Below are 26,379 nucleotides of genomic sequence, written 5' to 3'. Positions count from 1 at the left end.
TCCTCCAACGGACGGGCCGGGCCGGCACCCGGTGATCGGCAAGGTTCCAGGATCGCACCCCTGGGGCGGCGGCCCGGACCGCGCTCCGTGCCCCACCGAGGCCGTAACGCCGGCCTGACCGGTGCGTGTGTCCCGGCCGGCGGCCGGCTCCCCGGCTCCGGATGTGTCCGAGGCCACGCCGTCGGCGAGACCCGGGCCCTGTCCGGGGCCTGAGGCCGCGGGCTACCGTTTTCCGCAGATCCCCAGTCCTTCGACCCCTTCCGCCCATCCCCAGCCCCCACGACGAGCAGTTCGGACGGCCCGGCAGTGCAAGCAGATCTCTCCCCCGTCATCGCGGCGACCGCCCAGTGGCTGACGTGCGCCTACCCGGCGTCCGGCGGCGCGCTGGCCTCCGCCCTGTGCGAGGTACAGGCGCGGCAGGCCGTGACGGTCGCGGCCCTGCTGCGCTACCCCACGCCCATGGACGCCGCGCTGATGGGCATGGCGGGCCCCGGCGGTTCCGCCCGGCTCGACTGGATCACGGGCTCGGACGGCACCCCGGCCGCCGACACGGACGGACACGCCTGGCGCACCTGGGTGGACGAGGTCGTGGCGAGCTGGGCGGCCTGCCTGCTGACCGACCCGGAACTCGCCGCCCCGGCCGTGGCCGCCCTCACCGCGGACGGCCCCACGGAGGCGACGACGCCCGAGTTCCGCCGCCTGCTCGCACCCGACGAACGCGACCGGCGGGCGGCGGCTCTGCTGCGCCACCCCGACCTCCTCGCGCCGGTCGCCGAACTGCACCGTGCCCAGCTCCTCGACCGGCTGGGACGCGGACCGGCACTGGTCGCCTGAGACCGCCGGGTTCGGCGCCGCCCGCGGGCCCGTGCGGGCCGGGACGCCGGGCTCAGGCCGCGGTGCTCAGCGCCGCCTGCTCCGCCACGTCGCCCCGCGCGCTCCGTACCGGCACTGGTCGCTTGAGACCGCCGGGTTCCGCGCCGCCCGCGGGCCCGTGCGGGCCGGGACGCCGGGCTCAGGCCGCGGTGCTCAGCGCCGCCTGCTCCGCCACGTCGCCCCGCGCGCTCCGTACCGGCACGGCAGCCACAGTCCGGCGTTCGCGCACTAGATGGCCCGAGCCGATCGCGGCGGCGATGATCAGACCGCCCGCGACGAGTGCGCCGCGCGCCCCGGCCAGCTCCATCAGCAGGCCCAGCGCCGGCGGTCCGCCGAGGCTCCACACCGTGCCGATGCTGCCCCACACGCCGAGCACCCGGCCCCTCATGTGGGCGGGCGGATCTGTCTGGAGGACCGCCGTGCCCGCCGTGTCGGAGACCGACTCCACCACGGCCATCGGCAGCACCACCAGCAGGAGCACGGCCATCGACGGCGAGAGCCCGGCCACCACCTGCAGCAGCGCGCCCGCCGCCGCCAGCGAGCCCACCAGCCGCACCGAGGGCCGGCGCAGCCGGGCACCCACGACCGCGCCGACGATGCCGCCGGCCGCCAGCACCGTGGACACCGTGCCGAACGATCCGGCGCCGCCCGCGAGCGGCCCGGTGACGAGCACGGCGAGGGTGAGCTGGTAGTTGCGCCCGAAGACCGCGCTGATGCCGGTGACACCGGCCAGCGCGAGCAGCCGGGGCCGGCTGACGAAGAACGCCAGGCCCTCCCGGACGGACATGTCGCCGCCCTTGGCACGCCGGCCGCGCCCGGCGCCCACCGCGCGGACCGCGCCGCGCGCCGGACGGAGGAAGGGGATCACCGAGGCCACGAACAGGAACGAGACCCCGTTCGCCGCGTAGGCGGCGGCGGTGCCGAGGAAGCCGACCGTCACCCCGGCCAGCGCGGCGCCCGTGAGACGCCCCGCCTGGTGCACCAGGGCGCCCACCCCGATGGCGGACGGGACGTCCTCCGCCGGCACGAGATCGTTGCCCAGCAGGGAGCACGCCGGACCGTCGACGGTGGCGATGACGCCGGTCACCGCGGCCAGCACCATCAGGGACGTCATGTCGAGCCGGTCCAGTGCCACCAGGACGGCCGTGGTGAAGGCCACCGCGCCGAGGAGGGCCTGGCTGACGGCGGCCGTCAGCTTCCGCGGCCAGCGGTCGACGGCGGCGCCGCCGAACATGCTGATGAGCAGTGCGGGTGCGGCCTGCACGGACATGGACAGGCCCGTAGCGGCGGCGGACCCGGTGATCTGGAGGACCAGCAGGTTCTGCACCGTGAGCTGCATCCACGTACCGGCGTTCGACACGAAGTTCGCGACGGACCACCACCGCATGCTGCGGTACCTCAGGGACCGCCAGGGGGAGTGCGACGCGGCTATCGCCGGTGCGGGATCGGACGGCGGCGCAGGGGCCGGCGGGGCGGAGGGAGAAGAAGACACAGTGCGCTGCTCGAAGACGACTCGGGGACCCGCAAGGGGAGGGAGAACGGGAGCGAGGACGCCGGCTGCACTGCGCGGCCACTCCACTGAGCCGGAGTACGGCGCGGACCATCGTGGCAGACGGGACCGCCGAGTCGGTGCCGGTGCGCGGTGCCGGGACGTGCGCACGGCGGCCGAATCCCCGTGCTGGCCTGGCACTTTGCGTCACGAGTGTGGTTGATCACAGGACTGCCCCCACCGACGCGCGGCAGTCCGGCACCCGTGACGGCGGCCACAGCGGTCCGCGGGTCGGGGAGGGGGCCATGTGTGCCGACCGTGGGACGGATGGGACGCGGCAGGCGTCAGAGCATGAAAGCGACTCGGTGGGGCACCCGGGAACGCGGTCGTCAGCGCTCGCAGGGGAAGGAAGTGCGTCCTCATGATGCCGATGGCGGCGTTCGGCCCGCGGACCGGGGACCGGCCGCCGTGGGACCGCGCCCTGGTGACCGGCGGGGCCGGATTCCTCGGATCCCACCTGTGCACCCGGCTGCTCGATTCGGGTGTCGAAGTCGACTGCCTGGACAACCTCTCCACCGGTCGGGCCGAGAAGGTGGCCCATCTGGCCGGACGCCCGGGCTTCCGCTTCCTGGAGCAGGACATCTCCGACCCCGGCGGCGCGGACGCCCTCACCGGCCCGTACGACCTGGTCCTGCACCTGGCGGGGCCCGCGTCCCCGGCCGCCTGGCCGGACCGGCCCGTGGAGATCCTCGACGCCGGCAGCCAGGGCACCCGTACCGCACTGGCCGTCGCCCGCCGCGACGGCGCCCGGTTCCTGCTGGCCTCCTCACCGCCGGTGCTGTCGGACGGCCAACCGCCGCACGACGTGGACCACGGGCGCGACGCCGACCCGTTCGGGCCGCTCAGCGCCTGCGCGGAGGCCGTCCGGTTCGCCGAGGCCCTGGTCGCCGCGCACGCGGCCGCCCACGGCTCGAACGCCGGGATCGTGCGGCTGTTCGCCGGCTACGGGCCGGGGATGCGCACGGACGACGGGGGCACCCCGGCCGCCTTCATCGAGCAGGCCCTGGCCGGGCAGCCGGTCACGATCGCCGGCGACGGCAGCCGCACGCACCCCTTGTGCTACGTCGACGACATGGTCGACGGCATGCTCCTGGTCGCGGCCGGCCGGTCGGTACGGCCCGTCGACATAGGCGGCGACGAGGAACCCACGGCCGCGGAGATCGCCCGGCGGGTGATCGACCTGACCGGGTCGGACTCGCCGCTGGTCTTCGTCGACCGGCCGGGGGAGCGCCCCGGGCAGCCCGCGCCGGTCACCGGCTTCGCCCGAGAGATCTTCGGCTGGCTGCCCGGCGTGACCTGGCGGGACGGACTCGAACGCACCATCGCCTCCCTGCGGGCCCGGCCCGAGCCGGTGCCGGCGACGACGGCGCACGGCGGGCAGTGGTGGGCGTGAAGGCACTCGTCGCCCGCCCCGGCGGACTCGGCGGCGTGCTCCTGGCCGGTCCGGCCGTCCGGGCCGTCGCCACCCGGGCCGCCCGGGTGACGATGCTGTGCGACGCGCGCGGAGCGCCCGCCGCCCGTCTGCTGCCCCACGTCGACGACGTCGTGGTGTGGGACACGCCCCCGGCGCAGGACACCGACACCGACGGCGTGCTCCGACGGCTGCGGGAGGAGTCGTACGACGTCGCGCTCGTCCTGCCCGCGCGGCGGCAGAGCCCGGTGCCCGCGGCCCGGCTGCTGCGCACCGCACGCGTGCGTCGCATCGGCGCCGACACCGACCGCGCCGACGGCCTCCTCGACGTCCACCACCGGCCCGCCGGCCGGCACGAGGCGGAGTCGGCGCTCGACGTCGCCGCCGCCATGGGCTTCGGCCTGCGCGCCGGCGACGACGGCCGGCTCCGCGTCCGGCCGGTCCCCGACACCGCGGGCCTCACCGGAAACGGGCCGTACGTCGTCGTCCACCCCGGCGCGGGCCACCCGGAGCGCACCTGGGCGGCCGAGCCCTGCGCCGAGACGGTCGCCCTGCTCTGCGACGCCGGTCACCGGGTCGTCGTCACCGGTGGACAGGACGAGACCGCGCTGAGCCGCCACGCCGCCGGTGACACGGCCGTCGACCTCGGCGGACGGACGACGCCACGGTCGCTCGCGGGTGTCCTGCGCTCCGCCGACGTACTCGTCACCGGTTCCACCGGCCCGGCCCACCTCGCCGCCGCGGTCGGCACACCCGTCGTCGCCCTGGGGCCCGCCGCTCCCTACCGGGTGCCGACGGTCCTCCTCGGCGACCGCGGGCAGCCCGCACCGCACGAGGTGCTCGGTGCCGTGCGCAGCCTCATGGAGCGGGACGCGTGAGAGCGGACGAAGAGCGGGACGTGTGAGAGCGGACGAAGGGGGCCCGCCGCCACGGGCCCCCTTCGTCCGCTTGCCGCTGTTGCCGCCCGCTCAGTCGTGCTTGCCCCGGCCGGACAGCGCGTCCCGCACCCGGTCGACCATCCCCGCACCCGGCGCGAGGAGCTTGTTCATCGGCGGCTTGTCCGGGGCGGTCGGATGCGGCCTGGTCGGCGCCATGCTCTTCGCCCGCCGGACCTTGTCGCCCAGTTCGTCCAGCGCCTCGGCCGAGCAGGCCTCGCGAAGCCTGGGGAACAGGTTGCTCTCCTCGTCGGCGACGTGCTCGCGGATCTCGCTCATCAGCTTGCCGACCAGCCGGTCGAACTCAGGGTCGTCCGCCTCGCAGCCCTCCAGGTCCTTCATGATCTGCTCGGCCTGGGCGTGGTCCTCCAGCTCCTTGTCCGCCAGAGCGCCCCCGTTCGCCACGTGCTCGCGAACGGCCGGGTAGAGATACTCCTCCTCCGCCACCGAGTGCCGGACCAGCTCGATCGTGACCTGATCGGCGTACACCTTGCGGTCCTTGTGACCGGACGGCAGCGCGTCGATCTTCCCGAAGAGCTCCTCGACCTCACGGTGGTCGGTCGTCAGCTCGTCGATGACGTTCCCTCCGTGTCCCATGCTCCACCTCCAGCTCCAAGTCGTGGCGGTCCGGGACCGGTCCGCCACGAACGTCGGGTCCCCCTGCCCCGCGTGGGCTAACGCCCGCTCCTGCAGGCGCCCAGCCGGGCCTTGAGTCCGCCCGCCGCTGCCGCGGGGCGGGCCGTCGCACGGACGGAGCGGCGCACCAGTCCGGCGTCGCGGCGCACGCCCCGCGCGGCGTGGCGGCCGCGCCACAGCAGCGAGGGGGCGGCGCCCGTGTCGTCGGCCGCGATCAGCAGGCCGCCGAGCATCGAGACGTTCTTCAGGAAGTGGATGGCCTGCTGGGTGCGGTCGGCCCCCTCCCGCGCCTCCCAGAAGCGGTGCCCGGCCAGGGTGGTCGGTACCAGCGTCGCCGCGAGGGCCAGTGCGGACAGCCGCGGGAAGCGGCCGAGCCCGAGCAGGACGCCGCCCACCACCTGCGCGGCACCGTTGAGCCGTACGAGCTGCTCGGTGCTGTCCGGCAGCACGGACACGCGGTCGGCCAGCGGCCGCACGACCGGCTCGGCCAGCGGGGCCACGTCCCCGGGGCTGCGCAGGGAGTTCAGGCCGCCGACGACGAACATCGAGGCGAGCATCGGGCGTCCGGCCACACGCAAAAGACTCATGGCACTCTCTCCAGGGGTGTCGTGTCTACGGCGATCATCAGGTTCCCCACCCGCTCGGCGCCATTCGGCGCCCGGTGCGGCCCCGACGGTCGTCGGCATCGCGTCGTGTGCCGTCCGCGCAGGTCAGAGGCTGGTCAGAAGCTGCGGTGACAGGTTCTTGATCATGGTGTTGGTCCAGCGCATCTGGCGCAGTGTCTGCGGGTGGCAGGCGGAGGCCAGCTCCAGCAGTTCGCCGTCCCCCGATGCCTGGGCGACCTGGCGAGCATCTCCCGGTGCAGCGAGTTCTCGGTGGCGGCGACGTGCGGCTCACGCAGATCGCGCAGGAGCAGCAGCCCGGTCGCAGGCCGGCGTCCCATCGCCTCGGACGCCTTCTTCCGCAGCGTCGCGAACACGCCGTCCGCGTCGTGGTCCGGCGCGGCGGAGAGATCGAGGCCGCGGCCGGCGGCGGTCTCGGCCAGACGCCGGACGTGTGCGCGGGACCAGACGGCGAGGTCGGTCGCGACGTGGTGCACCTCGTGCTCGACGCGGTGGCGTTCCGCCACGGTCACCAGCTCCTGCGCCAGGTGCCGTTCACCGCGGTGCAGGACGCGCAGGGTGAGGGTGATGCCGTTCACCGGGCGCCTCCCTCCCGGCCGTGCGGGAACTCCGCCCGCGACTGGGCGGCGACCGCGGCGGGTCCGCCCGGGGTGGCCGGCACGGTGGTCGCGCCGGCCGGTGCCGACGCCGTGGTGGTCGGCGCCGGTGCCGGGCCGCCCCGGCCCCGTTCGACCAGGGTGAGCGCGGCGGCGGCCGTCTTGAACAGCGGCTGCTTGGAGACCGGGTCCCAGTCGGTGACGGTCGTCTCGTGGGCGGCCCGGCCAGGGACGTCCGGGCCGGGCCCCGCCCCCTGCTCGGTGTCCCAGTAGCCGTAGTGGAAGGGCACGAACAGCAGTCCGGGCCGGATGCCGGTCACGCGCAGCCGTCCCCGCAGGGCGCCGCGCCGGGTGGCGACGTCGACCAGGTCGCCCTCGCCGAGGCCGAGCCGGTCCGCGTCCGCGATGGAGATCTCCACCCATACGTCCGGGGCGGCCTCGTCGAGCCGGCGGGCGCGTCCGGTCTTGGTCCGGGTGTGGAAGTGGTAGATCGTCCGGCCCGTGGTGAGCTGGAACGGGCGGTCCTCGTCCGGCTCCTCCCTCGTGCGGCGGCAGACAGGCGGCGGCCTTGAGGACGGCCTTGCCGTCGGGGTTGAGGGACCGGTACTCCACGGCGTCGTTCGGCGCCCCGGTCTGCAGGTCCTTGCCGTAGCTCTCCCCTGACCCTTGTGGGAGCGCTCCCAAGACGGGCAGGGTGCTGCGGTGACTCCGACAGCCGCCATACGCCCGTACCGCCCCGGGGACGCCCCGGCCCTCGACGACATCTGCGTCCGCACCGCGCACAACGGCCAGGACAGCCGGCCCTTCTACGCGGACCCCGGCATCCTGCCGGTCATCTTCGCCGCCCCGTACGTCCACCTGGACCCGTCCCTGGCCTTCGTGCTGGACGACGGGCACGGCCGGGCCGTCGGCTACATCCTCGGCACGGCCGACACCCCGCGCTTCGCCGAGGAGTTCCGCAGCACATGGCTGCCGCGCGTCGCGGATCGCCACCCGGCGCCGGAGGGCCCGCCCCGCACCCCGGACGAGGTGATGGCCGGCCTCCTGCACCGCCCCGAACGCATGATCGTCCCCGAACTGGCCGCCTACCCGGCCCACCTGCACATCGACCTGCTGCCCGGGTGGCAGGGCCGTGGTCACGGCCGCGCGCTGATGCGGACGTTCCTGCGCGCGCTGCGCGGGCGCGGGGTACCGGCCGTCCACCTGGTCATGGCGACGGCCAACACCCGGGCCAGAGCCTTCTACGACCGTATGGGCTTCCACGAGATCGAGGTGCCGGACCCCGGGGAGGTCACCTGCCTCGGGCGCACGACGGACGAGCCCGACCGGCCCTGACGGGGCACGAGGAACGGGCAGGCGGTCAGGCCCCCTGCAGCTGGTAGACGTTGAAGGCCCGGCGGATCACCGGCTGGGCCACGTTGCGCACCCGCACCCCGCCGGCCGTCATGCCGTGCTCCGAGCCCAGATGCGCGTGCCCGTGGACGGCGAGGTCCGCGCCGGCCGTGTCGATCGCCTCGGCCAGCAGGTAGCTGCCGAGGAACGGGTAGATCTCCAGCGGCTCACCGGCGAGCGTGTCGGCGACGGGGGAGAAGTGGGTCAGGGCGACCCGCGCCGCGCAGCCCTGGCCGGCCAGCTCCTCCAGCGCGGTGCGCAGACTGTCCGCCGAGTGCCGGGTGGCACGGACGAACTCCTTCATCAGCGGCTCGCCGAACTCCCCGGCGCTGCGGCCGACGAACCCGCCGCCGAAGCCCTTGGTCCCCGCGATCCCGACGCGGGTCCCGGCGCACTCCACGACCGTGCCCTGACCCTCCAGGACCGTCACACCGGCGTCCTGGAGCAGTGCGGTGACCTTCTCGGGCTGCTCGTCGTGGTGGTCGTGGTTGCCGAGGACGGCCACCACGGGCACCGGCAGATCACGCACTTCCTGGGCCACCACCCGGGCCTCCTCCGGGGTGCCGTGCCGGGTGAGGTCCCCGGCGAGCAGCAGCAGGTCGGCACAGTCGGGCAGGGTCTCGAAGGCGGGCCGCAGCAGTCCCTGGCTGTCGGGCCCCATGTGGATGTCTCCGACGGCGGCGACGCGGATCATCACAGCTCCTCCGCATGGTCGGGGCGGGCGTTGTCCGCCACCACGATGTCCGTGTGCACGGTGAGTCCGGCCAGCTCCTCGTGGGCGATCCGCAGCAGGGTCTCGCGGCACTGGGTGGAGGGGACCGTGCCGGTGACCACGATCGCCCCGGCCCGGATCTCGGCCCGCACGCCCAGCTCACCGAGTTCCTCGGCGGCGAGCCGGTCCTGCAGGTGGGCGACGCGGTACTCGACGTTCTCGGCGGCGGCTCCGGACGCCGTGGGCTCCTGGGGTGCGGCGGGGTCGCTCATCGGTGATCCTCCTTCGGGGGAGCGGCCGGGGAACCGACCGGGGATCCGGCCCGAGGGCTGCCCGGGGATCCGGCGCGAGGGCTGCCCGGGGACCCGGCCCGGCGGCCGCCCGGGGCATCGGCTGCGGCAGCGTCCGGGGAACCTGCTGCGGGAGCGTCCGAGGAGCCGGCTGCGGGGATGATCTCCAGCCGTTCCAGGATGAAGAAGAACGCGGCCGGCATCGGGGCGTCCCCGCAGTCGCGCCGCAGCTCCTCCCAGTCGATCTTCTCCCGCAGGGTGCGGGCGATCGGCAGTACGGCCCCGAAGTCGCAGTGGTGTTCGGAGAAGGCGGCCAGCAGTCCGCGCAGCAGATCGGTCGGGGACAGCACCGGCATGAGCACCGAGTCCACCGACAGCTCCTCGGCCCGCTCCAGCAGCTCCGCCGTGACGGGCCGGTGCGCCAGTTCGAAGATGAGGTCGACGTGCTGCCCCAGGCAGTTGGCCTTCAGCAGCCAGTCCTCCGGAGGCGTGTAGACGGCCAGCCCGGCCGCCCGCAGTGTCTCGGCGACGGCCTCCGCGTCCTCGGGCCGGATGCAGAAGTCGACGTCGTGCTGGAGGTTCTGGGTGCCGCCGTGGGCGTACACGGCGACGCTGCCCGCCAGCGCGAACGGGTGCTCCTTCTTCTTCAGGATCGCGCCCACCTGCTTGGCGGCCTGAAGGATCGCCTGGTTGCGGTCGAGCGGAAGATCGTCCCGCAGGACCTGGTTCTGGGGCACGAGCCCCGGGTCCCCCGCCGCCAGACGGAGTTCGGACACGCCGGCGCGCTGGTCGAGAGCGTGGTCGTCGGCGGGCTGCGTCATCACTGTCCCCTTTCAGGGCTTTCCCCTCTTTTCCGGACCCGGACCGTCCCCCGGCCGGCGCCGGGGGGACCGGTTCCGGAGGAGGCTGTGACGGTGCCCTTCGGGTACCCGGCGCGGCACCGCCGACACGAGGGGCGATCCAGGCACCGCAACCGGGAGCGTCCCGGGCGGAATCAGGGCACTCGGTCGGCATGAACAGCAAGCGCGAGCAGCAGACCCGGCCCGAGGACCGTGCGACCGTCGAGCGGCTGGTGGCCGCCTGGCTGGAGGAGACCGAACGGCACGACCGGACCGCGGCCCACGAGGCCCGAGCCGGCTGGGAGCGGGGCGGCCTGTCCGAGCGTGCCGCCCAGGACCTGGCCACCTGGGTCACCGCCAGGGTCACCGACACCGGATTCACCGAGGACGAAGGCCCCTACGTCGCCGGCCCCGTGCGGATCACCCCGTCGGACAAGGAAACGGTGCACGGCTGGCTGCGGAACCAGGGGCACCGGGTGTGACATGAGGGCCGCACCCGGTGCTGCGCGCCGGGGTCAGGCGGACGGTGGCCGCCACTCGAACATCAGGAGCGTCGCGTCGTCCCGCAGCCGGCCCTCCTGCGTGTCGAGGATCGAGTGGATCAGCCGGCGCATCGACTCCGGCGCCAGTTCCCCGCCGGCCGTGGCCCGGATGACGTAGTCGGCGAACCGTTCGAGACCCAGAAGCTTCGCCTCCCGGGTCCGTGCTTCGACGACTCCGTCGGTGTACAGCAGGACGCGGTCCCCGGGCTCCAGGGCGATCTCGTGCGTCTGGCGCGGGCGGGAGGTCAGCAGCGACGGCGAGCCCATGGGCGGGTCGGCCTCGCGCTCCATGGCGTCGGTGATCAACTGCCCGCCGCGGATGAGGATGGGCGAGGGATGACCGCAGTTGCTCCACCGCAGCACGCCGGTGGCCAGGTCCAGCTGGGCGATGACGGCCGTGCAGAACTTGTCGGGGAGCCAGCGGGCGAGCGCTTCGTCGACCGACTCCACCAGCTCGGGAAGATCGGCACCGGTGCGCCGGGCATTGCGGCACGCCGCCAGCGAGACCGCGCTGGTCAGCCCCGAGGCGAGATCGTGCCCCATGGCGTCCAGGACGGCGACGTGCAGGGTCGTCTCGGTGAGCGAGTGGTCGAAGGCGTCGCCGCCGATCTCGTAGGCGGGTTCCAGGACGGCCGTCGACACCACCTGGGCGTTGCCGATCGTGCGGGGCGGCAGGAACGCGCGGAGCATCTCGGAGGGCAGCTGCATCCGTTCGGTCCGGGTGCGCCGCACGAAGGAGTCCTCGTAGGCCCGTTTCGAGGTGATCATCATGGCCAGCAGCGACGCGAGGGCCCGTCCACGGGCCAGCGAGGCCGGGGTGAGCGCCGGCTGGTTCACGGCCAGCACGCCGAGCCGCTCCGCGCCGTCGAGCAGGGGGAACCAGGTGGTGATGCCGCCGGCGTCCGACTCCTCGACCCGCAGTGCCTGCGTACGGTAGGCCCAGCCCGCCAGCGAGCCGTCGACGGGGATCGCGGAGGCCACGTCGGTCTGCGGCACGAGATGCCGTTGCTGCAGGTCGACGAGGTAGACCACGGCGTGCTGCAGCCCCAGGGCCTTGGCGCAGCGGGCCACGGCGGTGACCAGGTCCAGCGTCAGATGGGCCGGATCGGCGAGGAAGTCCAGCAGTCCGTCGCTCGCCTCTGACGTCGGCACCTCGTCTCCCCTCGCCGGCGGTCCCGCCGTGACGGGGCACGTTGTCCAGCAGTCTGACACCGCGCGACGCGCCCCGCCCGCCGACGGGTTCTCCGGCGGGGCGCTTCGGTCCCGTCGGACAGGGCACGCGGTGCGTCGTAGGCCCCGACAGCCGAGGAGTGGTGCCCCATGACCGAGTACGAGCGTTCCCGCACCATGCGCGCGCAGCCCGAGCAGGTCTTCGACCAGGCCGCCGACGTCGGCCGGCTGGACGCCTGGCTGCCCCGGGCCCTGCACGTGCACGCCGAGGACCTGCCCGCCGTCACCGTCCACGAGGACCGCACCGATCAGGACACCGCCGCGCTGCTGAGCGCCCGGCGGGAACAGATGCGGCTCGAATGGGGCACGCGCGAGCAGGGCGCCTACGCCGGCTGGCTCCAGGTGGCCGGCCTGGACAGCGGCGCCAGCGAGGTGACGGTGCACCTGTCGTTCTTCGACGCCAGTCACGACCCGGGTCAGCGCGCGGTGGCCGAGGCCCTCGACGACAGCCTGCGGCGGCTGGAGGAGCAGGTGCGGGGAGGGGGAGGGGAGCGGAGCTGACCCTGCGGTCACCGGCCCCGGGAGAGGGGATCGATCGGGACGAAACCGTGACAGTGCCGGAGGGCAACGCATCGCGGTCATGACGGGTCGTACAGGGAAACCTCGGTTCGACACCGGCCGAGAGCCACGAAACCGACATGGGGGAAACATGTACGACCGTGCCCGACGACTCCGACTCGCCGTGGCCGCGCTGACCGCCGGCGCCGCACTCGCCCTGGCCGGGGTCCCGGCCGCCGCCGGTACCCCGCGCTCCGCCGCGCCCGGCTTCCTGGAGCCGTCCGAACTGCCGCCGCACCCGTCGTCCGACTGGTACGCCGGACCGGTGACCGCCGGACAGCCCGACCCGCTCCCGATCTGCGTGGGCGACGCGCTGCCGTCCATCGCCTCCCACCGCAGTTACTGGACCGAGTACGACACCGGCGCGCTGCAGGTCACGGTCGTCGAGCGCAGCACACGACGGGCCAAGGAGTTCGCGGCCCTGCTGCGGCGGGACCTCGCCGACTGCGCCCGAAAGCTGATGAAGCAGTACCCGGACATCACCGCCGCGCAGAAGTACTACGGCCGGCTGGACGTCGAGGAGGGCGCCCACGTCTACGGCATCCACACGGCCTCCACCTGGGGCGCCTCGGACATCGGCCTGTTCGCCGTCGGACGCGACGGCAGGACCGTGACCGTCGTGCAGTGGGGCCAGATGGGCACCTTCGAGCACGCGCAGGTGGCCGACTTCAGGGCGACGACGGTCACGGCCGTCGACAAGCTGAACTGACACGGCCCGGCGCTGACGGAGTGCCGCCGCGCCCACCCGTGCCGCCCCTGGGGGTACCTCCCAGGCCGTTCAGGCACTGGGGGAGGCACGACTGCCCGCGGTCACGGCGGCGCGAGCCCCGGCGGCCAAGGCCGCGCGGGCGCCGCGGTCGGGGCGGGCCGGCCGCCCGGCCCGCCCCCCACGCACCCTCCCGGCGCCTCGTCAGGTCGGGAGCCCCGGCGATCTTCTCGCCGCCCCGCAGGCACAGGATGCCGCTCCCGGAGGACTCCTGCACCGCCGTCCACCAGCCGTTGCCGCCGACGGCGGATCGTGGACGTACCGGCCCTGCTTCCGGCACACGGCGTCCAGCCACTACGTCGAAGGGACCGCGAGCACGTCGGATTCCTCGGTCGGGGGCCGGCGCAGGCTGACGTCGGTGGCCAGATGCAGACGTCGGTGAGCGTCGGATCGCCGCCGCTCGGAGCGGCCGGGGCCGCCTGCGCCGTGGCGGCGAGGCCCCGGCGGTGAGCGCGGCCGACCGGCAGCGACGGGGCACCGGCGTGCCGCCGTGCGGTACCTGACCGGCACTCAGCACTGCGAGGAGCCGGGGAACCCTGGTGTCCCTGCCGAATGCGGGGACCTCCGTCCTGCCGGGGCGCCGCGGCAGGGCGCGCGGGCGCGTGTCCGCGCGCGGACGCGGGGCACTCGCCGGCCATGAACGCACACCGACGCCCGCTCATGGACCGCACACTGCCCCTGCTCGCCGAGGGGTACGCGTGGCTGCCCAACCGCATGCGCGACAGCCCCGACTCCGTGGTGCGCACCCGGCTGCTCGGACGGCCCGCACTGGCCGTGCGCGGGCCGGAGGCCGTGCGGTTCTTCTACGACGAGGCCCATGTCCGCCGCCACGGCGCCATCCCCGAGCCCGTGCTGGACACCTTGTTCGGGCAGGGCGCGGTCCACACCCTCGACGGGAAGTCCCACCGCGCCCGCAAGGAGTTCTTCCTGCCGTTGCTGGCCCCGGACGGCGTCGCCGGCCTCACCGAACACGTCACCGCGGCCTGGGACGACGCCGTGCGCACCTGGAGCGAGCGTCCGCGCGTCGTGCTGTTCGACGAGGCGGGGCTGGTGCTCACCCGAGGCGTCTGCCGCTGGGCGGGGCTCCCGTCGGCCGACGCCGACGCGGAGCCGCTCGCCCGGGACCTGATCGCGATGGTGGACGGGTTCGCCACCGCGGGACCGCGCCATTGGCGCGGCCGGCGTGCCCGCGGCCGGCAGGAGGCCCGGCTGGCCCGCCTGATCGAGGAGGTCCGCTCCGGGACCGTCGCCGCTCCCGCGGACTCGGTCCTCGACCGCGTCTCCCGGCACGGCGACACCGCACGGGAGCCGCTGGACGCGCGGACGGCGGCGGTGGAACTGCTGAACGTGCTGCGTCCCACGGCCGCCGTGAGCTGGTTCGTCGCCTTCGCCGCCCACGCGCTGCACCGGTGGCCGGCGCACCGGGAGCGGCTGCGGTCCGGCGACGACGCGTTCGCCACGGCGTTCGCGCACGAGGTCCGCCGCTTCTACCCCTTCGCCCCGTTCCTCGGCGGCCGGACCGTCACGGACCTGACGTGGCACGGTGAATCCGTCCCCGCCGGAGGGATCCTGCTGCTCGACGTCTACGGCCAGAACCACGACGAGAAGCTGTGGGGCGATCCGTATGCCTTCCGGCCGCAGCGGTTCCTGGACCGGCCGCCCGACCCGGACGAGCTGATCCCGCAGGGCGGCGGCGACCCCCGGACCGGCCACCGCTGTCCGGGCGAACGCATCACCGTCGGCCTGCTGGAGGCCCTGGCGATCAGGCTGGCCCGCCTCGACCACGAGGTCCCCGAGCAGGACCTGACCATCCCGCTGGGCCGCGTCCCGACCCGGCCGCGCAGCGGCTTCGAGATCACCGGCGTACGGGCCCCGTGACGCGGCCCGAGGGTCCGTGCGCTCCGGCTCCGCCGACACCATGTCAGCGGACCGCCGAATGCGGCCGATCGGCTGACCGTTTCTATCCGTCCGGGTGGGCCGACCGGCCCGGTGGGAGCAGTGGCCGTCACCCGAATGGCCCTCGCGCACCTGTGGTGGGAGCCGATCCGGTGTCTCCTTGAGAGTGTCAGCGGCGTCCAGGCTGGGAGGCCGATCATGTACGAGATGTGCGTGGGCCCGGAGAAGGCGGGCGGAGCTTTGGTGTGGCACGTCATGGCGAAACAGGCAGCGGCCACCCTGTGCGGACAGAAGCTCCGCGATCGTATGGAGGCATCCGACGGTGAACGGGCGCGTCACTGCCCGGACTGCATGGCTTCGTTCGAGAAGTTGATGGCGTCCACGCCGTGCTGACGAACCGTCCGCGACGACGTCCGCCCCGCCGCATCCTGCGGCGGGGCGGACGCCGTTGGGCGGGCCGTGGAGGCCGCACGCACGGCGCGGTCAGGAGCGCCGTGACCGTCGTGCGCCGGCTCCTCCGACAGCCGGCGCACGGCCTTCGGGCCGACGCCGTGCGGGGCGAGGAGTCCGCTCCGCGCGCGCAGCGCCACCTGCTCCAGCGCGCTGGTCACCGTGCCGGGCAGCGCCCGGGTGGCGGGTCTGCCGAGGCCGGCGGGCAGATCACGGTCGGGCCGTCGTGCCCGGCCCCCCGGCGGCTCGGGACGCCGCGGGGCGTGGTGGGGCCGCGTTGCCCGGACCCGGGCGCTGAGATCCCCACCGATTCCGGCCGGCCCCTCCGCGCGCGCCAGGCGCTCACCCGTCGGACGGGCGCCAACGGCCGCCTCCATAACGTCCCGTGCGCTTCGAAGTCCGCACCGGACCGTGCCCCGCACGGAGTAGGCGACCATGCCGAAGTCCGTTTCTCCTCCACGTCCGGAAGGGTGAGCGGGGCCTTGACCGGTTGGGCCGTAGTGGTCATGGTCCGAGCCCCGCAGGCGTTGCTGCGGAGGCGCGACGCGACGACCACTCGAACGGCGGAGAATCAGGCCGTCGAGCCCGGGCAGCCGTTAGTTGCCCTGGGCGCGTAATCCTCTCCCGTGTCCGGGATGGCAGGGTGTGCCGCGGCAAGGGCTCCGAACCGGCCGCGGCACACCCTCATGTGTGCGGGCTCGCCGAGGGGCACGGCGTACAGGGCGCGCCGGCGATGGGTGTCGGCCACCGGAAGATCTGGGTGTCGTCCCCGATGGTCGCGCCGTGACACGGCGTGCGACCGTGGAGCGACGCCGCGCCCCGGGACCTCAGGGGGGCCGGGGACGTCACGGGGGAAGCCCGGTTCCGCCCGTCCGCGGGCCATGCCGCGTGGCCGTGTCCGGGTGTGCTGTCGCACCCCGAGTGCCGAGGCGGCCGGTGGTCGTCGTCCGGTACCGCCCCGGCGCGCCCGGATTTCGGGGCGCGCCGTCCGTGCCCCTCGCCGCCCGCGCCCCTGGCTCCCGCCCGTCCGGGAGCGGTGTCCCCGGCACACCGCCGGTCAACGGCGGCCGACCGCACCACAGATGAAGGAGAACCCGCATCCATCCCCGTCAAGTGAAGCCCACCCGACCCTCCGCGCGTCCGAAGGCGGTGACCCATGGGACACGCTGACACCCTGCTCGCCATGGGCGGAGCCTTCCTGGCCGCGGCGTTCCTCGCCCGCCTCGGCGGCAGGATCGGACTTCCGACGATCCCCCTGTTCATGCTCGCCGGCATCCTGCTCGGCCCCCACACGCCCGGCTTCGTCCTGGTCGAGGACGCGCACGACTTCGAGATGCTCTCCGCGCTCGGTCTGGTGCTGCTGCTGTTCTATCTGGGCCTGGAGTTCCACCTCGACGACCTCAAGAGCGGCGGCCGTCGGCTGTTGACCGCGGGCGGCATCTACCTGCTGCTCAACGTCGGCGCCGGCCTGGGATTCGGGTTCGCCCTCGGGTGGGGAGTGCGGGAAGCGCTGGTGCTCGCCGGCGTGCTCGGCATCTCCTCCTCCGCGATCGTCACCAAGATCCTCATCGACCTCGGACGCATCGGCCGCCCGGAGACCCGGCTGATCCTCGGCGTGATCGTGGTGGAGGACATCTTCCTCGCGCTGTATCTGGCCGCCCTCCAGCCGGTCATCGCCGGCGCCCACGGCGTCGCGGACATGGCGCTGCAGGCCGGCAAGGCGTTCGGGTTCCTGCTGGTGCTGGCGGCCGCCGCCCGTTACGGCACCCGGCTGGTCGGGCGCCTGATCGCCACCCGGGACGACGAACTGCTCGTCATCAGCTTCCTCGGCGCCGCGGTGCTCGTCGCCGGCGTCTCCGAGGTCCTCGGCGTCGCGGACGCCATCGGCGCCTTCATGGTCGGTCTGATCCTCGCCGGCACCCCTTCCGGGCCGCGGATCCGCGAACTGGTGCACCCGCTCCGTGACGCCTTCGCGGCGATCTTCTTCTTCGCCTTCGGTCTCGCCATCGACCCCGGCGACATCGCGTCCGTCGCCGGGCCGGTCGCCGCGGCGGCGGCACTGACCGTCGTCATGAACGTCGTCGCCGGGCTGTGCGTCGCCCGCGTGTACCGCTACGGTTCCGAGCCCGCCGCCGAGATCGCCACCACCCTCGTGGCGCGCGGGGAGTTCGCGCTCATCCTGGCGGCCATGGCCGCGGGCGCGGGACTCGACGGACGGCTCGCTCCCTTCATCGCCGGTTACGTCCTCGTCCTCGCCGTACTCGGGCCCATCGTCGCGGGCCGCGCGCACGTCCTCGCCGGCGCCCTGCGCGGGGCCCGCAAACTGGTGCCCGGCGCCCGGACGCCGGACGACACACCGCGCAGGCCGGACGCCGTCGACGATGCGGCAGGGGAGGTCGTCGAGTCGGTGGCCGCCTCGCCGTCCCGTGCGGAGGCCGAACGCTAAGGCCGGCCGTCGCCTCCCGGCGTCCGACCGGAGGGCGGGTCCGGCGGCGCCCGGTGCGCGCGGCCGCCGGGCGCCGCTGCGGCCTCGACGGAAAGGCGCCGTGCGGGCGACTCGGCGAGGCGGTGGGGAGCCCTGCAGGGCGTAGCCGGGCAGCCGGAACGTGACGGCGGAGACCTGGCCGCGCCACCATGGGCGGACCGGTGGCTCAGGCGGCGGCCAGGGCCGTCGCACCCAGTGCGACCAGGGCCGCCGCCTTGAGCAACTCCAGTGCGATGTAGAGGTGATGGGCGGCGGAGCGTGGGGCGTCCTCGCCGGCGAGGATCCGGTCGCTGCGGCGGTTGAGGACCGGCCGCACCACCCCGAGCTGGACGGCCAGCAGCGCCGCGACCACGCCCGTCAGCGCGGCGACCGGGGCCGTGGGAGAACCGGCCGCCACCGCCACCGCCACCACGACGACGAGCGCGAGAACCGCCTCCGCGATGTTCAGCGCGCGGAAGACGAGCCGGCCGATTCCGAGGCCGAGGGGGACGGTCACGCCGGGGGCCCGGAACTTCAGCGGCGCCTCCAGGAAGGAGATCGCCAGCACCATGCCGAGCCAGGTGAAGGCGGCCGCGCCCGCCACGGCTGCCGGGGTCGTGTCCATACGGGTGCCTTCCGGTGTCGGGGTCACGTGCCTCACGGCTGTCGCGGTCGTCCAGTCTGCACCGGCCGCCCGGCACGTCCGGCGGCGGGATCCACGGGACGCCGTACGCGTCGGTGGGACAATCTGACCGCAGGATCGGTGTCCGATGCCGTGGTCGGGACCGTCCGGGACCGGGAGGAGCCGTGAGCATGATCGAGTGGGTGCCCCTGGGCAGCGGCGCGAGGCCCGTCCCCCGGCCCGTCGCCGCCCCGCTGGTGTGGGCGGCGGCCTTCGGCGGCGCGCTGGCCCTGGTGGCGCTCCTCAACAGTGTCGTGGGCTCCGGGCGTCCGGGACTCGCCCTGGCCGCGCTCTCCGTGCTGGCGGCCCTGCTCGGGCTCTGCGCCCGGTTCACGGCGGCTCCCGGAACGGCCCTCCTGTGCTGGCTGTCCCTCAACGGCTTCGCCATCCCGCCCGCCGGCACCCTCACCTGGGCCGGGCGGCGGGACACGCTCTGGCTGTCCTGCCTGCTCGCCGCGGCCCTCGTCGGCACGGCACTCGCCCGCCTGGTCCACGCCCGCGCCGCCTACCGCCGGCTCACCACGGGATCCGGCCCCGAGTCGCCGGATCCGGACGACCTCTGACGGCAGTGCGCCGCCGGCCCGGGGACCGCCCGGCCCGCGTCGGCGCCCCGAGCGATCGACGACGGCTCATGGGACCTCTGCGCCTGCGTCGGCGGTGAGCTGGGCGGCGACGACGGGCCGCCGCCACTTCGGAACGCCAGGGGACACGAGGGGGCCCGAACCTCGGAGATCTCAGGGCCGGGCAGCCACCCTGGTTGGCCCCTCGCGGAAGGGGCACTCAGTGCTGAGTCCTGGCAGTGGCCCCTGGAACGGAGGAGGCGCGCGTGGCGGTTCGGCATCGGTTGATCCAGGCGAGCCCGCAGGCGGTGTGGGAAGTCCTCGCGGACGGCAACCAGTACGTGGAATGGGTCGTGGGACCATCGGCCGTCAGCCCCACGCGCGGCCAGTGGCCGCAGGTCGGCGCGGCGATCGCCTACGAGGTGTGCCTCGGTCCCGTCCGGCTGAGCAACGAGACGGTCGTCCGGCACTGCGTGGAGGGTTCCGAGCTGGAACTGGAGGCCCACGCGGGGAGCCTCGGCACGGCGCGGATCGCCATCGAACTGCGGCCCTGGGGCGAGAACTGCCTGGTGATCGTGGACGAGCACCCCCTGCGCGGAGCGGGCGGCCTGCTGCACAACGCGGGCGTGGAAGTGCTGATCCAGCTGCGGCACCGAGCCATGCTCGCCAGGCTGGCGAAGCTGTGCGAGGCCGAAGCCGACGGCGACCGGTGCGGACGGGGGCCGGCACAGGAGGGCGCGGCGGGGCCCGCTCCGGGAGCCGGCCGTGCCTGACGCCGTCGTGATCGGGGCGGGCCCCAACGGACTGGTCGCCGCGAACCTGCTGGCGGACGCCGGCTGGAGCGTGACGGTGCTGGAGGAGCAGCCCGAGCCGGGCGGAGCGGTCCGCCACGACAGCGAGGTCGCCCCCGGCTTCGTGAGCGACCTCTTCAGCTCCTTCTACCCGCTCGCCGCCGCCTCGGACGTCCTGGCCGGCCTGCGCCTCACCGACCACGGGCTGCGCTGGAGCCACGCACCCCACGTCGTGGCCCATCCGCTGACCGACGGCGGGTGCGCGGTCCTCGACCGGGACGTCGACACCACCGCCGCCTCCCTCGACGCCTTCGCGCCCGGCGACGGACAGGCCTGGCGACGCCTGCACGACGTGTGGGAACGCTACCGGGCCGACATCCTGGAGGCCCTGTTCACCCCCTTCCCACCGGTCCGGGCCACCGTCCGGCTCGCCGCCCGCCTGCGCGGCGGCGGCGGTCTGCGGCTGGCGCGGACCCTGGTGCTGCCGGTGCGGCGCATGGGGGAGGAGGAGTTCCGCGGCGAGGGCGGCCGGCTGCTGCTGGCCGGCAACGCGCTCCACGCCGACCTCGCGCCCGAGGCCGCCGGGAGCGGGGGCTTCGGCTGGCTGATGTCGATGCTCGGCCAGACCTACGGCTTCCCGGTGCCCGTCGGCGGCTCCGGCGCGCTCACCGCGGCCCTGGTCCACCGGCTGCTGGCACGTGGCGGCACCCTGCACTGCGGGCGGCGGGTCAGCCACGTCGTGGTCCGCGACCGGCGGGCCGTCGGGGTGCGCACCGCCGACGGCGAGGCGGTCGCCGCCCGGCGCGCCGTGCTCGCGGACGTGTCCGTTCCCGCCCTGTACGGCGAACTCGTGGACCCCGGTGACCTGCCCGCACAGGTCCTCGCCGACCTGCGGCGCTTCCAGTGGGACTTCGCCACCTTCAAGGTGGACTGGGCGCTCGACGGCCCGGTGCCCTGGCAGTGCGAGGACGCGGCACGGGCCGGGACCGTCCACCTGTCCGACGGCGTCGACGAGCTGACCCGGTTCGCGGCACAGATCGCGATGCGCCAGGTCCCCGACCGCCCCTTCGCGCTGTTCGGCCAGATGACGACCTCCGACCCGACCCGCTCGCCGCCCGGCACGGAATCGGCGTGGGCCTACACCCACGTGCCCCACGACATCGCCGGCGACGCCGGGGACGCGGGGATCACCGGCAGCTGGGACGACCGGGAACAGCAGGTCATGGCCGACCGGGTCGAACGCCAGGTGGAGCGCTTCGCCCCCGGCTTCCGCTCACTGATCCGGGCCCGGCGCGTCCTCGCCCCGCCGACGCTCCAGTCGCTGGACGCCAACCTGCACGGCGGTGCGCTCAACGGCGGCACCACCGCGATGCACCAGCAGCTCGTGTTCCGCCCCGTGCCGGGCACCGGCCGGCCGGAGACACCGGTGGCCGGCCTGTTCCTGGCGTCCGCGGGCGCCCACCCGGGAGGCGGCGTGCACGGAGCACCCGGCGCCAACGCCGCCCGGGCGGCGCTGCGCCAGCACCGGCTCGCGGGCCTGGCCCGGCTGCAGCGCTCCCTGACCCGCCGTGACCGCACCGGCGCGAAGCGGAAGCCCCTCGCGTGACGCGCGGGCAGCGGGCCAGGAAACCGGCAGGAAGGAGTGACCGGTGGCAGACAGTCCCCTGAGGGGCCGCACCGTCGTGGTGACGGGGGCCGCCCGCGGCGTCGGAGCGGCGGTGGCGCGCGAGTGCGCCCGGCGCGGCGCCCGGCTCGCGCTGCTCGGCCACGAGAAGGCCGCACTGGACGCGGTGGCGGAACTGCTGCCGGGTCCGGCGCTCACGCTGAAGGTCGACGTCACCGACGCCGCCGCCCTGGACGACGCGGCCGCGCGGGTGCGCGGGGCGCTGGGCCCGCCCTCGGTCGTGGTGGCGAACGCCGGGATCGCCGAAGGCGGCCCGTTCGCCACGTCGGACCCGGCCCTGTGGCGCAGGGTGATCGACGTCAACCTGACGGGCAGCGCCCACACGGCACGGGCCTTCCTGCCGGACCTGCGCCGGACCGCGGGGTACCACCTCCAGATCGCCTCGCTGGCATCGTTCGGCGCCGCCCCGCTGATGAGCGCCTACTGCGCCTCCAAGGCGGGCGTGGAGGCGTTCGCGCACTCGCTGCGCGCCGAGGAGGCACATCGCGGGGTCGCCGTGGGCATCGCCTATATCAACTGGACCGACACGGACATGATCCGCGATGCCGACCGGTACGTGGTCCTGCACGAGCTGCGCACCCACATGCCCGGTCCGGCCCGGCGCGTCCACCCGGTCGATGCGGTCGCGGTCCGGCTGGCGCGTGCGGTCGAGCACCGTCGTACCGCCGTCTACGTGCCTTCCTGGCTGCGTCTGGCCCAGGTGGCGCGAGCCGCCCTGCCACCGATGGTGCTGCGCGTCTCCCGCCGCGACCTGCCGCGCCTGGAGGCCGAGGGCGGCCTGCGCGCCACCGGGCCGCTCGGCGCCGGCGGACGGGCCGACCGGGCGGCGGATCCGCGGAGCTGATCCGCAACGGCCCGGACGAGGACGACGAGGACCACGCATGCAGACGTTCCTGCCCCATCCCGGCTTCAGGGAGTCGGCGCTCGCCCTGGACCGCCGTCGGCTGGGCAAGCAGCGGGTCGAGGCACTCCAGGTGCTGCGCGGCCTGACCGTGCCCGGGTACGGCTGGCGCCGGCACCCCGCCGTGCGGATGTGGACCGGTTACGAGGAGGCACTCGTCCGCTACGGCCTGGAGATCTGCCGGGTCTGGCGGGAGCGCGGGCACCAGGACAGCTGCGCGGCCTCCCTGGTCGCCGGGTTCGCCGCCCGGCGCCCGGGCGCGCCGGTGCGCGACCAGACGGAGCTGGCGGCGGCCGGGGAACTGCCGCCGTGGCTCGGTGACGAGGCCTTCCACCTCAGTCACCGGTCCGCCCTGGTGCGCAAGGATCCCGGCGTGTACACCGAGTCCTTCCCCGGGGTGCCGGACGACCTGCCCTACGTGTGGCCGGCCTCCGACCGCGAGGGCTAGCGGGTCAGGCCCCCTGCCCGCCGGAGAGTTCCTGCAGGTCGACGGTCTCGTCGGCCGGCGGCTGCTCGGGCCGCACCGGCTCGTTGTAGTCGCTGAACGTGACGCTGCTCGGGTTCTTGCCGCCCTCGGACGTCGACTTCAGGATGTACGGCTCGTCCTCCGTGGCCACGTACAGGCCGAGCGACTCGTCGCCCGAGGTCTTCTTCGTCAGCTGCAGGGCCTCCTCGCCGTCCACCTCGGTGGTGGAGCCGCGCTTCATGCCCTTGCGCTCGGACTTGTCCTCGTCCATCGCGGAGATGAACCCCTGCTTGTCGCAGACACCCGCCAGCGCGGCGTCGCTCGCAGGCATCTTCACCCACTTGCCCTGCAGCTTCGGCACCACCTGCCGGGCCGCCCCGGGCCGGCCCTTCAGGGAGTTCTGCCAGTACTGCTCGTCACCGCGCAGATACAGCGTCGCGCCGGTGTGGCGTACCTCCGCCTTGCCCTGGCCGGTGTCGATGGTGCCCTGGCAGTTCTTCTCCTGGTCGACCGAGACGTCGATGGCGACCGTGCTGCCGTCCTCCAGCCGGGCGTCCCCCTGCATGTGCACGGACTTCGCCTGCTTGGTGGCCTCCACCGCCTTCGCGGCGATGGCATCGGCGCTCTGGTCCCCGAAGGGCTTGTCGTCGCCGGAGTCGTCACCGCAGCCGGCCAATAAGGCGACGGAGACACTCGCGGTCGCCACAGCGGTCGCCACTTTGCTCGTGCGCACTATCGGTCCCTTCTCGATACGGCGTCAGTTCGCTTGCGTCCGGGGCCTGTTGGCGCCGGGACGTTCCGATTACCCCGATTCCCGAGACATGCACGTGATGGAGGATTCATGACCCTCGTGTGACGGCCGCCCGCGCGCATTGGTCCCCGAGCACGCCCGCCGAGTGGACCTCATGCCGGACCGCCGCGCTTCCTAGCGTCGTTGCCATGAACGCCACCACCACGCGCGGAGCCCTGCTCGCCGCGCTCGCCTGTGTCCTCGTCGGAGGGTCCTTCACCGCCAACAGCGTCCTCGGGGACTACCCGTACGCGGGCGGCCAGTTCCTGCGCTACGCCCTGGCCTTCCTGCTCCTCGTCCCCCTGGCGGGCCCCGGGGCGACGGCCCGGCTGCGCGCCCTCGGGGCGGGCCGGTGGCTGCGCCTCGCGCTGCTCGCGGCGGTCGGCATGGTCGGGTTCAACCTGGCCGTCCTCGCCGCGGAACGCACGGCGGAACCGGCGGTCCCCGGCGTCTTCGTGGGCTGCGCGCCCGTGGTGGTCGCCGTCGTCGTGCCCCTCATGGACGGACGCCGGCCGCAACGGGTCGTGCTGTACGGGGCGTTGCTCGTGGCCGTCGGGGCGTTCACGGTCCAGGGCTGGGGCCGGACCGACGCGGCGGGCATCGCCTTCTCCGTGTGCGCCCTGGCAGGCGAGGTCGGGTTCGCCGTCCTCGCCGTACCCGTGCTGCGTCCCCTGGGCCCCCGGCTGCTGTCCGCCACGGTGTGCGGGGTCGCCGCGGTGGAGTCGGCGGCGGTCGGGGTCCTGGCCGACGGGGACGCGTGGCTGCCGCGTCCGGACGCCGTCGAGGCCGGGGCGCTGCTGTGGCAGGCGGCGGTGGTCACCGTCGTCGGGTTCGTGTGCTGGTACATGGGCATGCAGCGGATCGGCGCCGAGCGCGCCACCCTGTTCTCCGGCCTGATCCCCGTCGCCGCCGCCTGCTCGGCACCGCTCGTCGGAACGGGTGAGTACGGCGCCGCCCAGGCGGTGGGGAGTGCCCTGGTCTGCGCAGGGGTCGCCGCGGGATCCGGAGCCTCGCTCCGCCTCCGGCGCCGGACGGCGGGCGCCGTGCCCCCGGGACACGGCACCGGGGCGGGCGGGAGCAAGACTTCCTCAAGGCGCCAGGTCGCCCTGGATCCTTCCTCGGAGAGGCGGTAGAGCTCCTTCGCGGCGGTGATCGGTTCCGCTGCCCCTGGAAGCCGTTCACCGACTGCGGCGACACCGGGCCGATCACCACCTGAACCACGGGGACGCCCGGCGGAACCCGGCCCGCCGGGGCGCCCGCGCAGGGCGGCGAACGGCTCAGGGCCGTGCGGGCAGGGTCCAGCAGTCGGAACCGGCCGGCTTGCCGGAGAGCCGGTCGGTCAGCCAGGAGATGGCGTCGCCCTGGTCGGCGAGGAGCGGCCCGAAGTGGTTGAGCAGGCCACTGCCCACGTTCGGCAGCATCACGGGGTCGTAGGTGACCTTCGCGCCCTTCCTGCACCAGTCGACGGCCAGTCGGCGGGACTGCGCGTGCGGAACCAGGTTGTCGTTGACGCCGGTCGCGACACGGACCGGGCTGCCCGGCTTGAGCGTGCCGATGCGCTGGTCGGCCAGGAAGGCCTGCAGCGCGGGCTCGGCCCGGACGATGTCGCTGACGGACTGCCCGGTCGTCGTCCAGGCCGTGCTGCGGGCGGAGCCGTAGGCGAACAGGGCGTCGCCGACGCACATGGTCGAGAGGTCCTCCAGCGCGGCCTCGCCCGCCGCGTTGAGGTACCGGTCGGCGATGGGCCGCAGGGCCGGCTCGGTCTGGAGGAAGCCGTTCAGCGACCAGCCCAGGGCACCCGCCAGATCGCTGCCGTCGATCGCCTCGGTGACCTCGGTCAGGTCGGCCGGCGGCGCGCCGGAATAGGTGCCCGCCAGTGGGACGTCCGGGGCGTAGGACGGCTGCAGTTCGGCCGCGGCGGCCGTCGCTCCGCCGCCCTGGCTGTAGCCGAACAGCCCCACCCTGGAGCCGGAGGTGATCGACGCCGAGCCGAGGGAGCGTGCCGCGCGTACGGCGTCCAGTACGGCGTGCGCGCCGTCGACGCGGTTGACGTACGTGTGCAGCCGGTCGGTGGCGCCGAGGCCGGCGTAGTCGGTCACCACGACCGCGACGCCCCGGGCGAGCAGCCGGTAGACCGACAGGTCCTCGTAACCCACCGAGACCGTCCGGCCGTTGAGCAGCAGGGGGCGCTCCAGGGCCATCGAGGCGGCGCACTGGTCGCCCTGGCCCATGGTGCCCGGGGCGACGGCGACCAGGGGGCGCGGTCCCTCGCCGCGCCAGGCCGCGGTCGGTTCGATGTAGGCGCCGGTCACGGCGACCGGCTCGCCGTTGGCGTCCGTGGACTTGTACATCAGGCGGGTCGCCCGCCCCGGCAGGGGCCCGCCGAGGCCGGGCAGGCTGAGCGCGAGGCGGAGCGGTTCGCTGCGGATCAGCGTGCCGTCGGCCTCGGGCAGGGTGGTCGGCGGGGTGTAGAAGGCGGGGATCTCGACGCCGCGGGACACCACCGCGGCCGGTCCGTCGGCCGCGGCGGCCGGAAGGGTCTGGGCGCCGAGGGCCAGCGCGGCACCGATCGCCGCCGCGAGCAGGCGAGGACGTGGGGGCATGGCGAACCTCCTGGGGACGAAGGGCCGAACCGGGTGGTGGGGGTGGCCGGACCGTATCCGCACAGGGGTTACCCGCGGTAGCGTCGCGCTTATTACGGTTCAGTAACTTGACGTTCCGTCCAACAAGGACCGCTCAAGGA

The 26,379-nt window shown here is 74.5% G+C and carries 25 protein-coding genes and 3 pseudogenes; 15 read left to right on the top strand and 13 right to left on the bottom strand.

All coding sequences use genetic code 11. The features are described 5' to 3' along the window. Nucleotides 1-306 precede the first annotated feature (306 nt). On the top strand, nucleotides 307-834 hold the full coding sequence (locus IE260_RS28315) for a hypothetical protein (RefSeq protein WP_189876848.1): 528 nt from the start codon (nucleotides 307-309) through the stop codon (nucleotides 832-834). A 178-nt stretch (nucleotides 835-1,012) separates the two neighbouring features. Here the strand turns inward: IE260_RS28315 and IE260_RS28310 are convergent, their stop codons facing one another. Next, the gene (locus IE260_RS28310; RefSeq protein ID WP_268254946.1) at nucleotides 1,013-2,305 is read right to left on the bottom strand and encodes an MFS transporter; all 1,293 of its coding nucleotides are present in this window, start codon (nucleotides 2,303-2,305) and stop codon (nucleotides 1,013-1,015) included. A gap of 478 nt (nucleotides 2,306-2,783) precedes the next feature. Between IE260_RS28310 and IE260_RS28305 the strand changes: the two genes are divergently transcribed. Then, nucleotides 2,784-3,815, top strand: a complete 1,032-nt coding sequence (locus IE260_RS28305; protein WP_189876841.1) for an NAD-dependent epimerase/dehydratase family protein — start codon at nucleotides 2,784-2,786, stop codon at nucleotides 3,813-3,815. Continuing rightward, complete coding sequence (locus IE260_RS28300; RefSeq protein ID WP_189876839.1) at nucleotides 3,812-4,711, top strand: glycosyltransferase family 9 protein; 900 nt, start codon at nucleotides 3,812-3,814, stop codon at nucleotides 4,709-4,711. Before IE260_RS28305 ends, IE260_RS28300 begins: the two co-directional genes overlap by 4 nt. 90 nt (nucleotides 4,712-4,801) lie before the next feature. Here the strand turns inward: IE260_RS28300 and IE260_RS28295 are convergent, their stop codons facing one another. From IE260_RS28295 to IE260_RS28280, 4 genes and pseudogenes are all read right to left on the bottom strand, one after another. Next, nucleotides 4,802-5,365, bottom strand: a complete 564-nt coding sequence (locus IE260_RS28295; protein ID WP_189876836.1) for a hemerythrin domain-containing protein — start codon at nucleotides 5,363-5,365, stop codon at nucleotides 4,802-4,804. A gap of 77 nt (nucleotides 5,366-5,442) precedes the next feature. Beyond that, nucleotides 5,443-5,991 carry a DoxX family membrane protein gene (locus IE260_RS28290; RefSeq protein ID WP_189876833.1) on the bottom strand — a complete coding sequence of 183 codons (549 nt, stop codon included), beginning with the start codon at nucleotides 5,989-5,991 and terminating at the stop codon, nucleotides 5,443-5,445. 123 nt (nucleotides 5,992-6,114) lie between these two features. Further along, a pseudogene (locus IE260_RS28285) lies at nucleotides 6,115-6,605 on the bottom strand (hypothetical protein). Beyond that, nucleotides 6,602-7,280: pseudogene (locus tag IE260_RS28280) on the bottom strand (molybdopterin dinucleotide binding domain-containing protein); the annotation flags it as partial. The pseudogenes IE260_RS28280 and IE260_RS28285, both read right to left, overlap by 4 nt. 45 nt (nucleotides 7,281-7,325) lie before the next feature. Between IE260_RS28280 and IE260_RS28275 the strand changes: the two are divergent. Next, a complete protein-coding gene (locus tag IE260_RS28275; protein WP_189876830.1) occupies nucleotides 7,326-7,958 on the top strand; it encodes a GNAT family N-acetyltransferase in 633 nt (210 codons plus the stop codon). A gap of 25 nt (nucleotides 7,959-7,983) precedes the next feature. On the opposite strand, the gene IE260_RS28270 is transcribed toward IE260_RS28275, so the two are convergent. The 3 genes and pseudogenes from IE260_RS28270 to IE260_RS28260 form a co-directional block, all read right to left on the bottom strand. Further along, entirely contained in the window at nucleotides 7,984-8,709 is a 726-nt protein-coding gene (locus tag IE260_RS28270) for a metallophosphoesterase family protein (protein WP_189876828.1), read from the bottom strand. Further along, a complete protein-coding gene (locus IE260_RS28265) occupies nucleotides 8,709-8,999 on the bottom strand; it encodes a BON domain-containing protein (protein WP_189876825.1) in 291 nt (96 codons plus the stop codon). The genes IE260_RS28270 and IE260_RS28265 overlap by 1 nt, the downstream gene beginning before the upstream one ends. Before the next feature lie 134 nt (nucleotides 9,000-9,133). Then, nucleotides 9,134-9,838, bottom strand: a pseudogene (locus tag IE260_RS28260) (nucleotidyltransferase family protein); the annotation flags it as partial. 191 nt (nucleotides 9,839-10,029) lie between these two features. On the opposite strand from IE260_RS28260, the gene IE260_RS28255 reads away from it, so the two are divergent. Beyond that, on the top strand, nucleotides 10,030-10,338 hold the full coding sequence (locus IE260_RS28255; protein WP_189876819.1) for a hypothetical protein: 309 nt from the start codon (nucleotides 10,030-10,032) through the stop codon (nucleotides 10,336-10,338). A 33-nt stretch (nucleotides 10,339-10,371) separates the two neighbouring features. On the opposite strand, the gene IE260_RS28250 is transcribed toward IE260_RS28255, so the two are convergent. Next, on the bottom strand, nucleotides 10,372-11,550 hold the full coding sequence (locus IE260_RS28250) for a PP2C family protein-serine/threonine phosphatase (protein ID WP_189876816.1): 1,179 nt from the start codon (nucleotides 11,548-11,550) through the stop codon (nucleotides 10,372-10,374). A gap of 168 nt (nucleotides 11,551-11,718) precedes the next feature. Between IE260_RS28250 and IE260_RS28245 the strand changes: the two genes are divergently transcribed. From IE260_RS28245 to IE260_RS28235, 3 genes are all read left to right on the top strand, one after another. Next, on the top strand, nucleotides 11,719-12,129 hold the full coding sequence (locus IE260_RS28245) for an SRPBCC family protein (RefSeq protein WP_189876812.1): 411 nt from the start codon (nucleotides 11,719-11,721) through the stop codon (nucleotides 12,127-12,129). Nucleotides 12,130-12,277: 148 nt separating this feature from the next. Next, on the top strand, nucleotides 12,278-12,895 hold the full coding sequence (locus IE260_RS28240; RefSeq protein ID WP_189876809.1) for a hypothetical protein: 618 nt from the start codon (nucleotides 12,278-12,280) through the stop codon (nucleotides 12,893-12,895). Nucleotides 12,896-13,588: 693 nt separating this feature from the next. Next, nucleotides 13,589-14,830 carry a cytochrome P450 gene (locus IE260_RS28235; RefSeq protein WP_189876806.1) on the top strand — a complete coding sequence of 414 codons (1,242 nt, stop codon included), beginning with the start codon at nucleotides 13,589-13,591 and terminating at the stop codon, nucleotides 14,828-14,830. A 353-nt stretch (nucleotides 14,831-15,183) separates the two neighbouring features. Here the strand turns inward: IE260_RS28235 and IE260_RS28230 are convergent, their stop codons facing one another. After that, the gene (locus IE260_RS28230) at nucleotides 15,184-15,459 is read right to left on the bottom strand and encodes a hypothetical protein (protein WP_189876803.1); all 276 of its coding nucleotides are present in this window, start codon (nucleotides 15,457-15,459) and stop codon (nucleotides 15,184-15,186) included. Between the two features lie 995 nt (nucleotides 15,460-16,454). On the opposite strand from IE260_RS28230, the gene IE260_RS28225 reads away from it, so the two are divergent. After that, nucleotides 16,455-17,744, top strand: a complete 1,290-nt coding sequence (locus tag IE260_RS28225; RefSeq protein ID WP_189876800.1) for a cation:proton antiporter — start codon at nucleotides 16,455-16,457, stop codon at nucleotides 17,742-17,744. A gap of 205 nt (nucleotides 17,745-17,949) precedes the next feature. Here IE260_RS28225 and IE260_RS28220 read toward each other — a convergent pair whose 3' ends face one another. After that, nucleotides 17,950-18,387, bottom strand: a complete 438-nt coding sequence (locus IE260_RS28220) for a hypothetical protein (RefSeq protein WP_189876798.1) — start codon at nucleotides 18,385-18,387, stop codon at nucleotides 17,950-17,952. 188 nt (nucleotides 18,388-18,575) lie between these two features. Between IE260_RS28220 and IE260_RS28215 the strand changes: the two genes are divergently transcribed. The 5 genes from IE260_RS28215 (at nucleotide 18,576) to IE260_RS28195 (ending at nucleotide 22,828) form a co-directional block, all read left to right on the top strand. Next, on the top strand, nucleotides 18,576-19,007 hold the full coding sequence (locus tag IE260_RS28215) for a hypothetical protein (protein WP_189876957.1): 432 nt from the start codon (nucleotides 18,576-18,578) through the stop codon (nucleotides 19,005-19,007). A gap of 263 nt (nucleotides 19,008-19,270) precedes the next feature. After that, on the top strand, nucleotides 19,271-19,777 hold the full coding sequence (locus IE260_RS28210) for an SRPBCC family protein (RefSeq protein ID WP_189876795.1): 507 nt from the start codon (nucleotides 19,271-19,273) through the stop codon (nucleotides 19,775-19,777). After that, nucleotides 19,770-21,401 (top strand): phytoene desaturase family protein, encoded by a 1,632-nt coding sequence (locus IE260_RS28205; protein WP_189876792.1) that lies wholly within the window; start codon nucleotides 19,770-19,772, stop codon nucleotides 21,399-21,401. The genes IE260_RS28210 and IE260_RS28205 overlap by 8 nt, the downstream gene beginning before the upstream one ends. A gap of 43 nt (nucleotides 21,402-21,444) precedes the next feature. Then, a complete protein-coding gene (locus tag IE260_RS28200; RefSeq protein WP_189876789.1) occupies nucleotides 21,445-22,323 on the top strand; it encodes an SDR family oxidoreductase in 879 nt (292 codons plus the stop codon). Between the two features lie 37 nt (nucleotides 22,324-22,360). After that, a complete protein-coding gene (locus IE260_RS28195; protein WP_189876786.1) occupies nucleotides 22,361-22,828 on the top strand; it encodes an MSMEG_6728 family protein in 468 nt (155 codons plus the stop codon). Between the two features lie 4 nt (nucleotides 22,829-22,832). On the opposite strand, the gene IE260_RS28190 is transcribed toward IE260_RS28195, so the two are convergent. After that, complete coding sequence (locus IE260_RS28190; protein WP_373303416.1) at nucleotides 22,833-23,522, bottom strand: hypothetical protein; 690 nt, start codon at nucleotides 23,520-23,522, stop codon at nucleotides 22,833-22,835. A 263-nt stretch (nucleotides 23,523-23,785) separates the two neighbouring features. Here IE260_RS28190 and IE260_RS28185 point away from each other — a divergent pair, with 263 nt between their 5' ends. Continuing rightward, entirely contained in the window at nucleotides 23,786-24,769 is a 984-nt protein-coding gene (locus tag IE260_RS28185; protein ID WP_229881378.1) for a DMT family transporter, read from the top strand. A 144-nt stretch (nucleotides 24,770-24,913) separates the two neighbouring features. On the opposite strand, the gene IE260_RS28180 is transcribed toward IE260_RS28185, so the two are convergent. Next, on the bottom strand, nucleotides 24,914-26,239 hold the full coding sequence (locus IE260_RS28180; RefSeq protein ID WP_189876779.1) for a lipase family protein: 1,326 nt from the start codon (nucleotides 26,237-26,239) through the stop codon (nucleotides 24,914-24,916). Nucleotides 26,240-26,379: the final 140 nt, after the last annotated feature.

The organism is Streptomyces viridiviolaceus (assembly GCF_014650995.1).
GTDB lineage: Bacteria > Actinomycetota > Actinomycetes > Streptomycetales > Streptomycetaceae > Streptomyces > Streptomyces viridiviolaceus.
This window is presented reverse-complemented; position numbering and strand designations above follow the sequence as displayed.

Coding starts and splice junctions, on each gene's coding strand:
- IE260_RS28305 (WP_189876841.1), top strand. CDS start 2,784: ATGATGCCGATGGCGGCGTTCGGCCCGCGGACCGGGGACCGGCCGCCG.
- IE260_RS28225 (WP_189876800.1), top strand. CDS start 16,455: ATGGGACACGCTGACACCCTGCTCGCCATGGGCGGAGCCTTCCTGGCC.
- IE260_RS28245 (WP_189876812.1), top strand. CDS start 11,719: ATGACCGAGTACGAGCGTTCCCGCACCATGCGCGCGCAGCCCGAGCAG.
- IE260_RS28180 (WP_189876779.1), bottom strand. CDS start 26,239: ATGCCCCCACGTCCTCGCCTGCTCGCGGCGGCGATCGGTGCCGCGCTG.
- IE260_RS28240 (WP_189876809.1), top strand. CDS start 12,278: ATGTACGACCGTGCCCGACGACTCCGACTCGCCGTGGCCGCGCTGACC.
- IE260_RS28255 (WP_189876819.1), top strand. CDS start 10,030: ATGAACAGCAAGCGCGAGCAGCAGACCCGGCCCGAGGACCGTGCGACC.
- IE260_RS28195 (WP_189876786.1), top strand. CDS start 22,361: ATGCAGACGTTCCTGCCCCATCCCGGCTTCAGGGAGTCGGCGCTCGCC.
- IE260_RS28290 (WP_189876833.1), bottom strand. CDS start 5,991: ATGAGTCTTTTGCGTGTGGCCGGACGCCCGATGCTCGCCTCGATGTTC.
- IE260_RS28215 (WP_189876957.1), top strand. CDS start 18,576: ATGATCGAGTGGGTGCCCCTGGGCAGCGGCGCGAGGCCCGTCCCCCGG.
- IE260_RS28265 (WP_189876825.1), bottom strand. CDS start 8,999: ATGAGCGACCCCGCCGCACCCCAGGAGCCCACGGCGTCCGGAGCCGCC.
- IE260_RS28235 (WP_189876806.1), top strand. CDS start 13,589: ATGAACGCACACCGACGCCCGCTCATGGACCGCACACTGCCCCTGCTC.
- IE260_RS28295 (WP_189876836.1), bottom strand. CDS start 5,365: ATGGGACACGGAGGGAACGTCATCGACGAGCTGACGACCGACCACCGT.
- IE260_RS28185 (WP_229881378.1), top strand. CDS start 23,786: ATGAACGCCACCACCACGCGCGGAGCCCTGCTCGCCGCGCTCGCCTGT.
- IE260_RS28220 (WP_189876798.1), bottom strand. CDS start 18,387: ATGGACACGACCCCGGCAGCCGTGGCGGGCGCGGCCGCCTTCACCTGG.
- IE260_RS28270 (WP_189876828.1), bottom strand. CDS start 8,709: ATGATCCGCGTCGCCGCCGTCGGAGACATCCACATGGGGCCCGACAGC.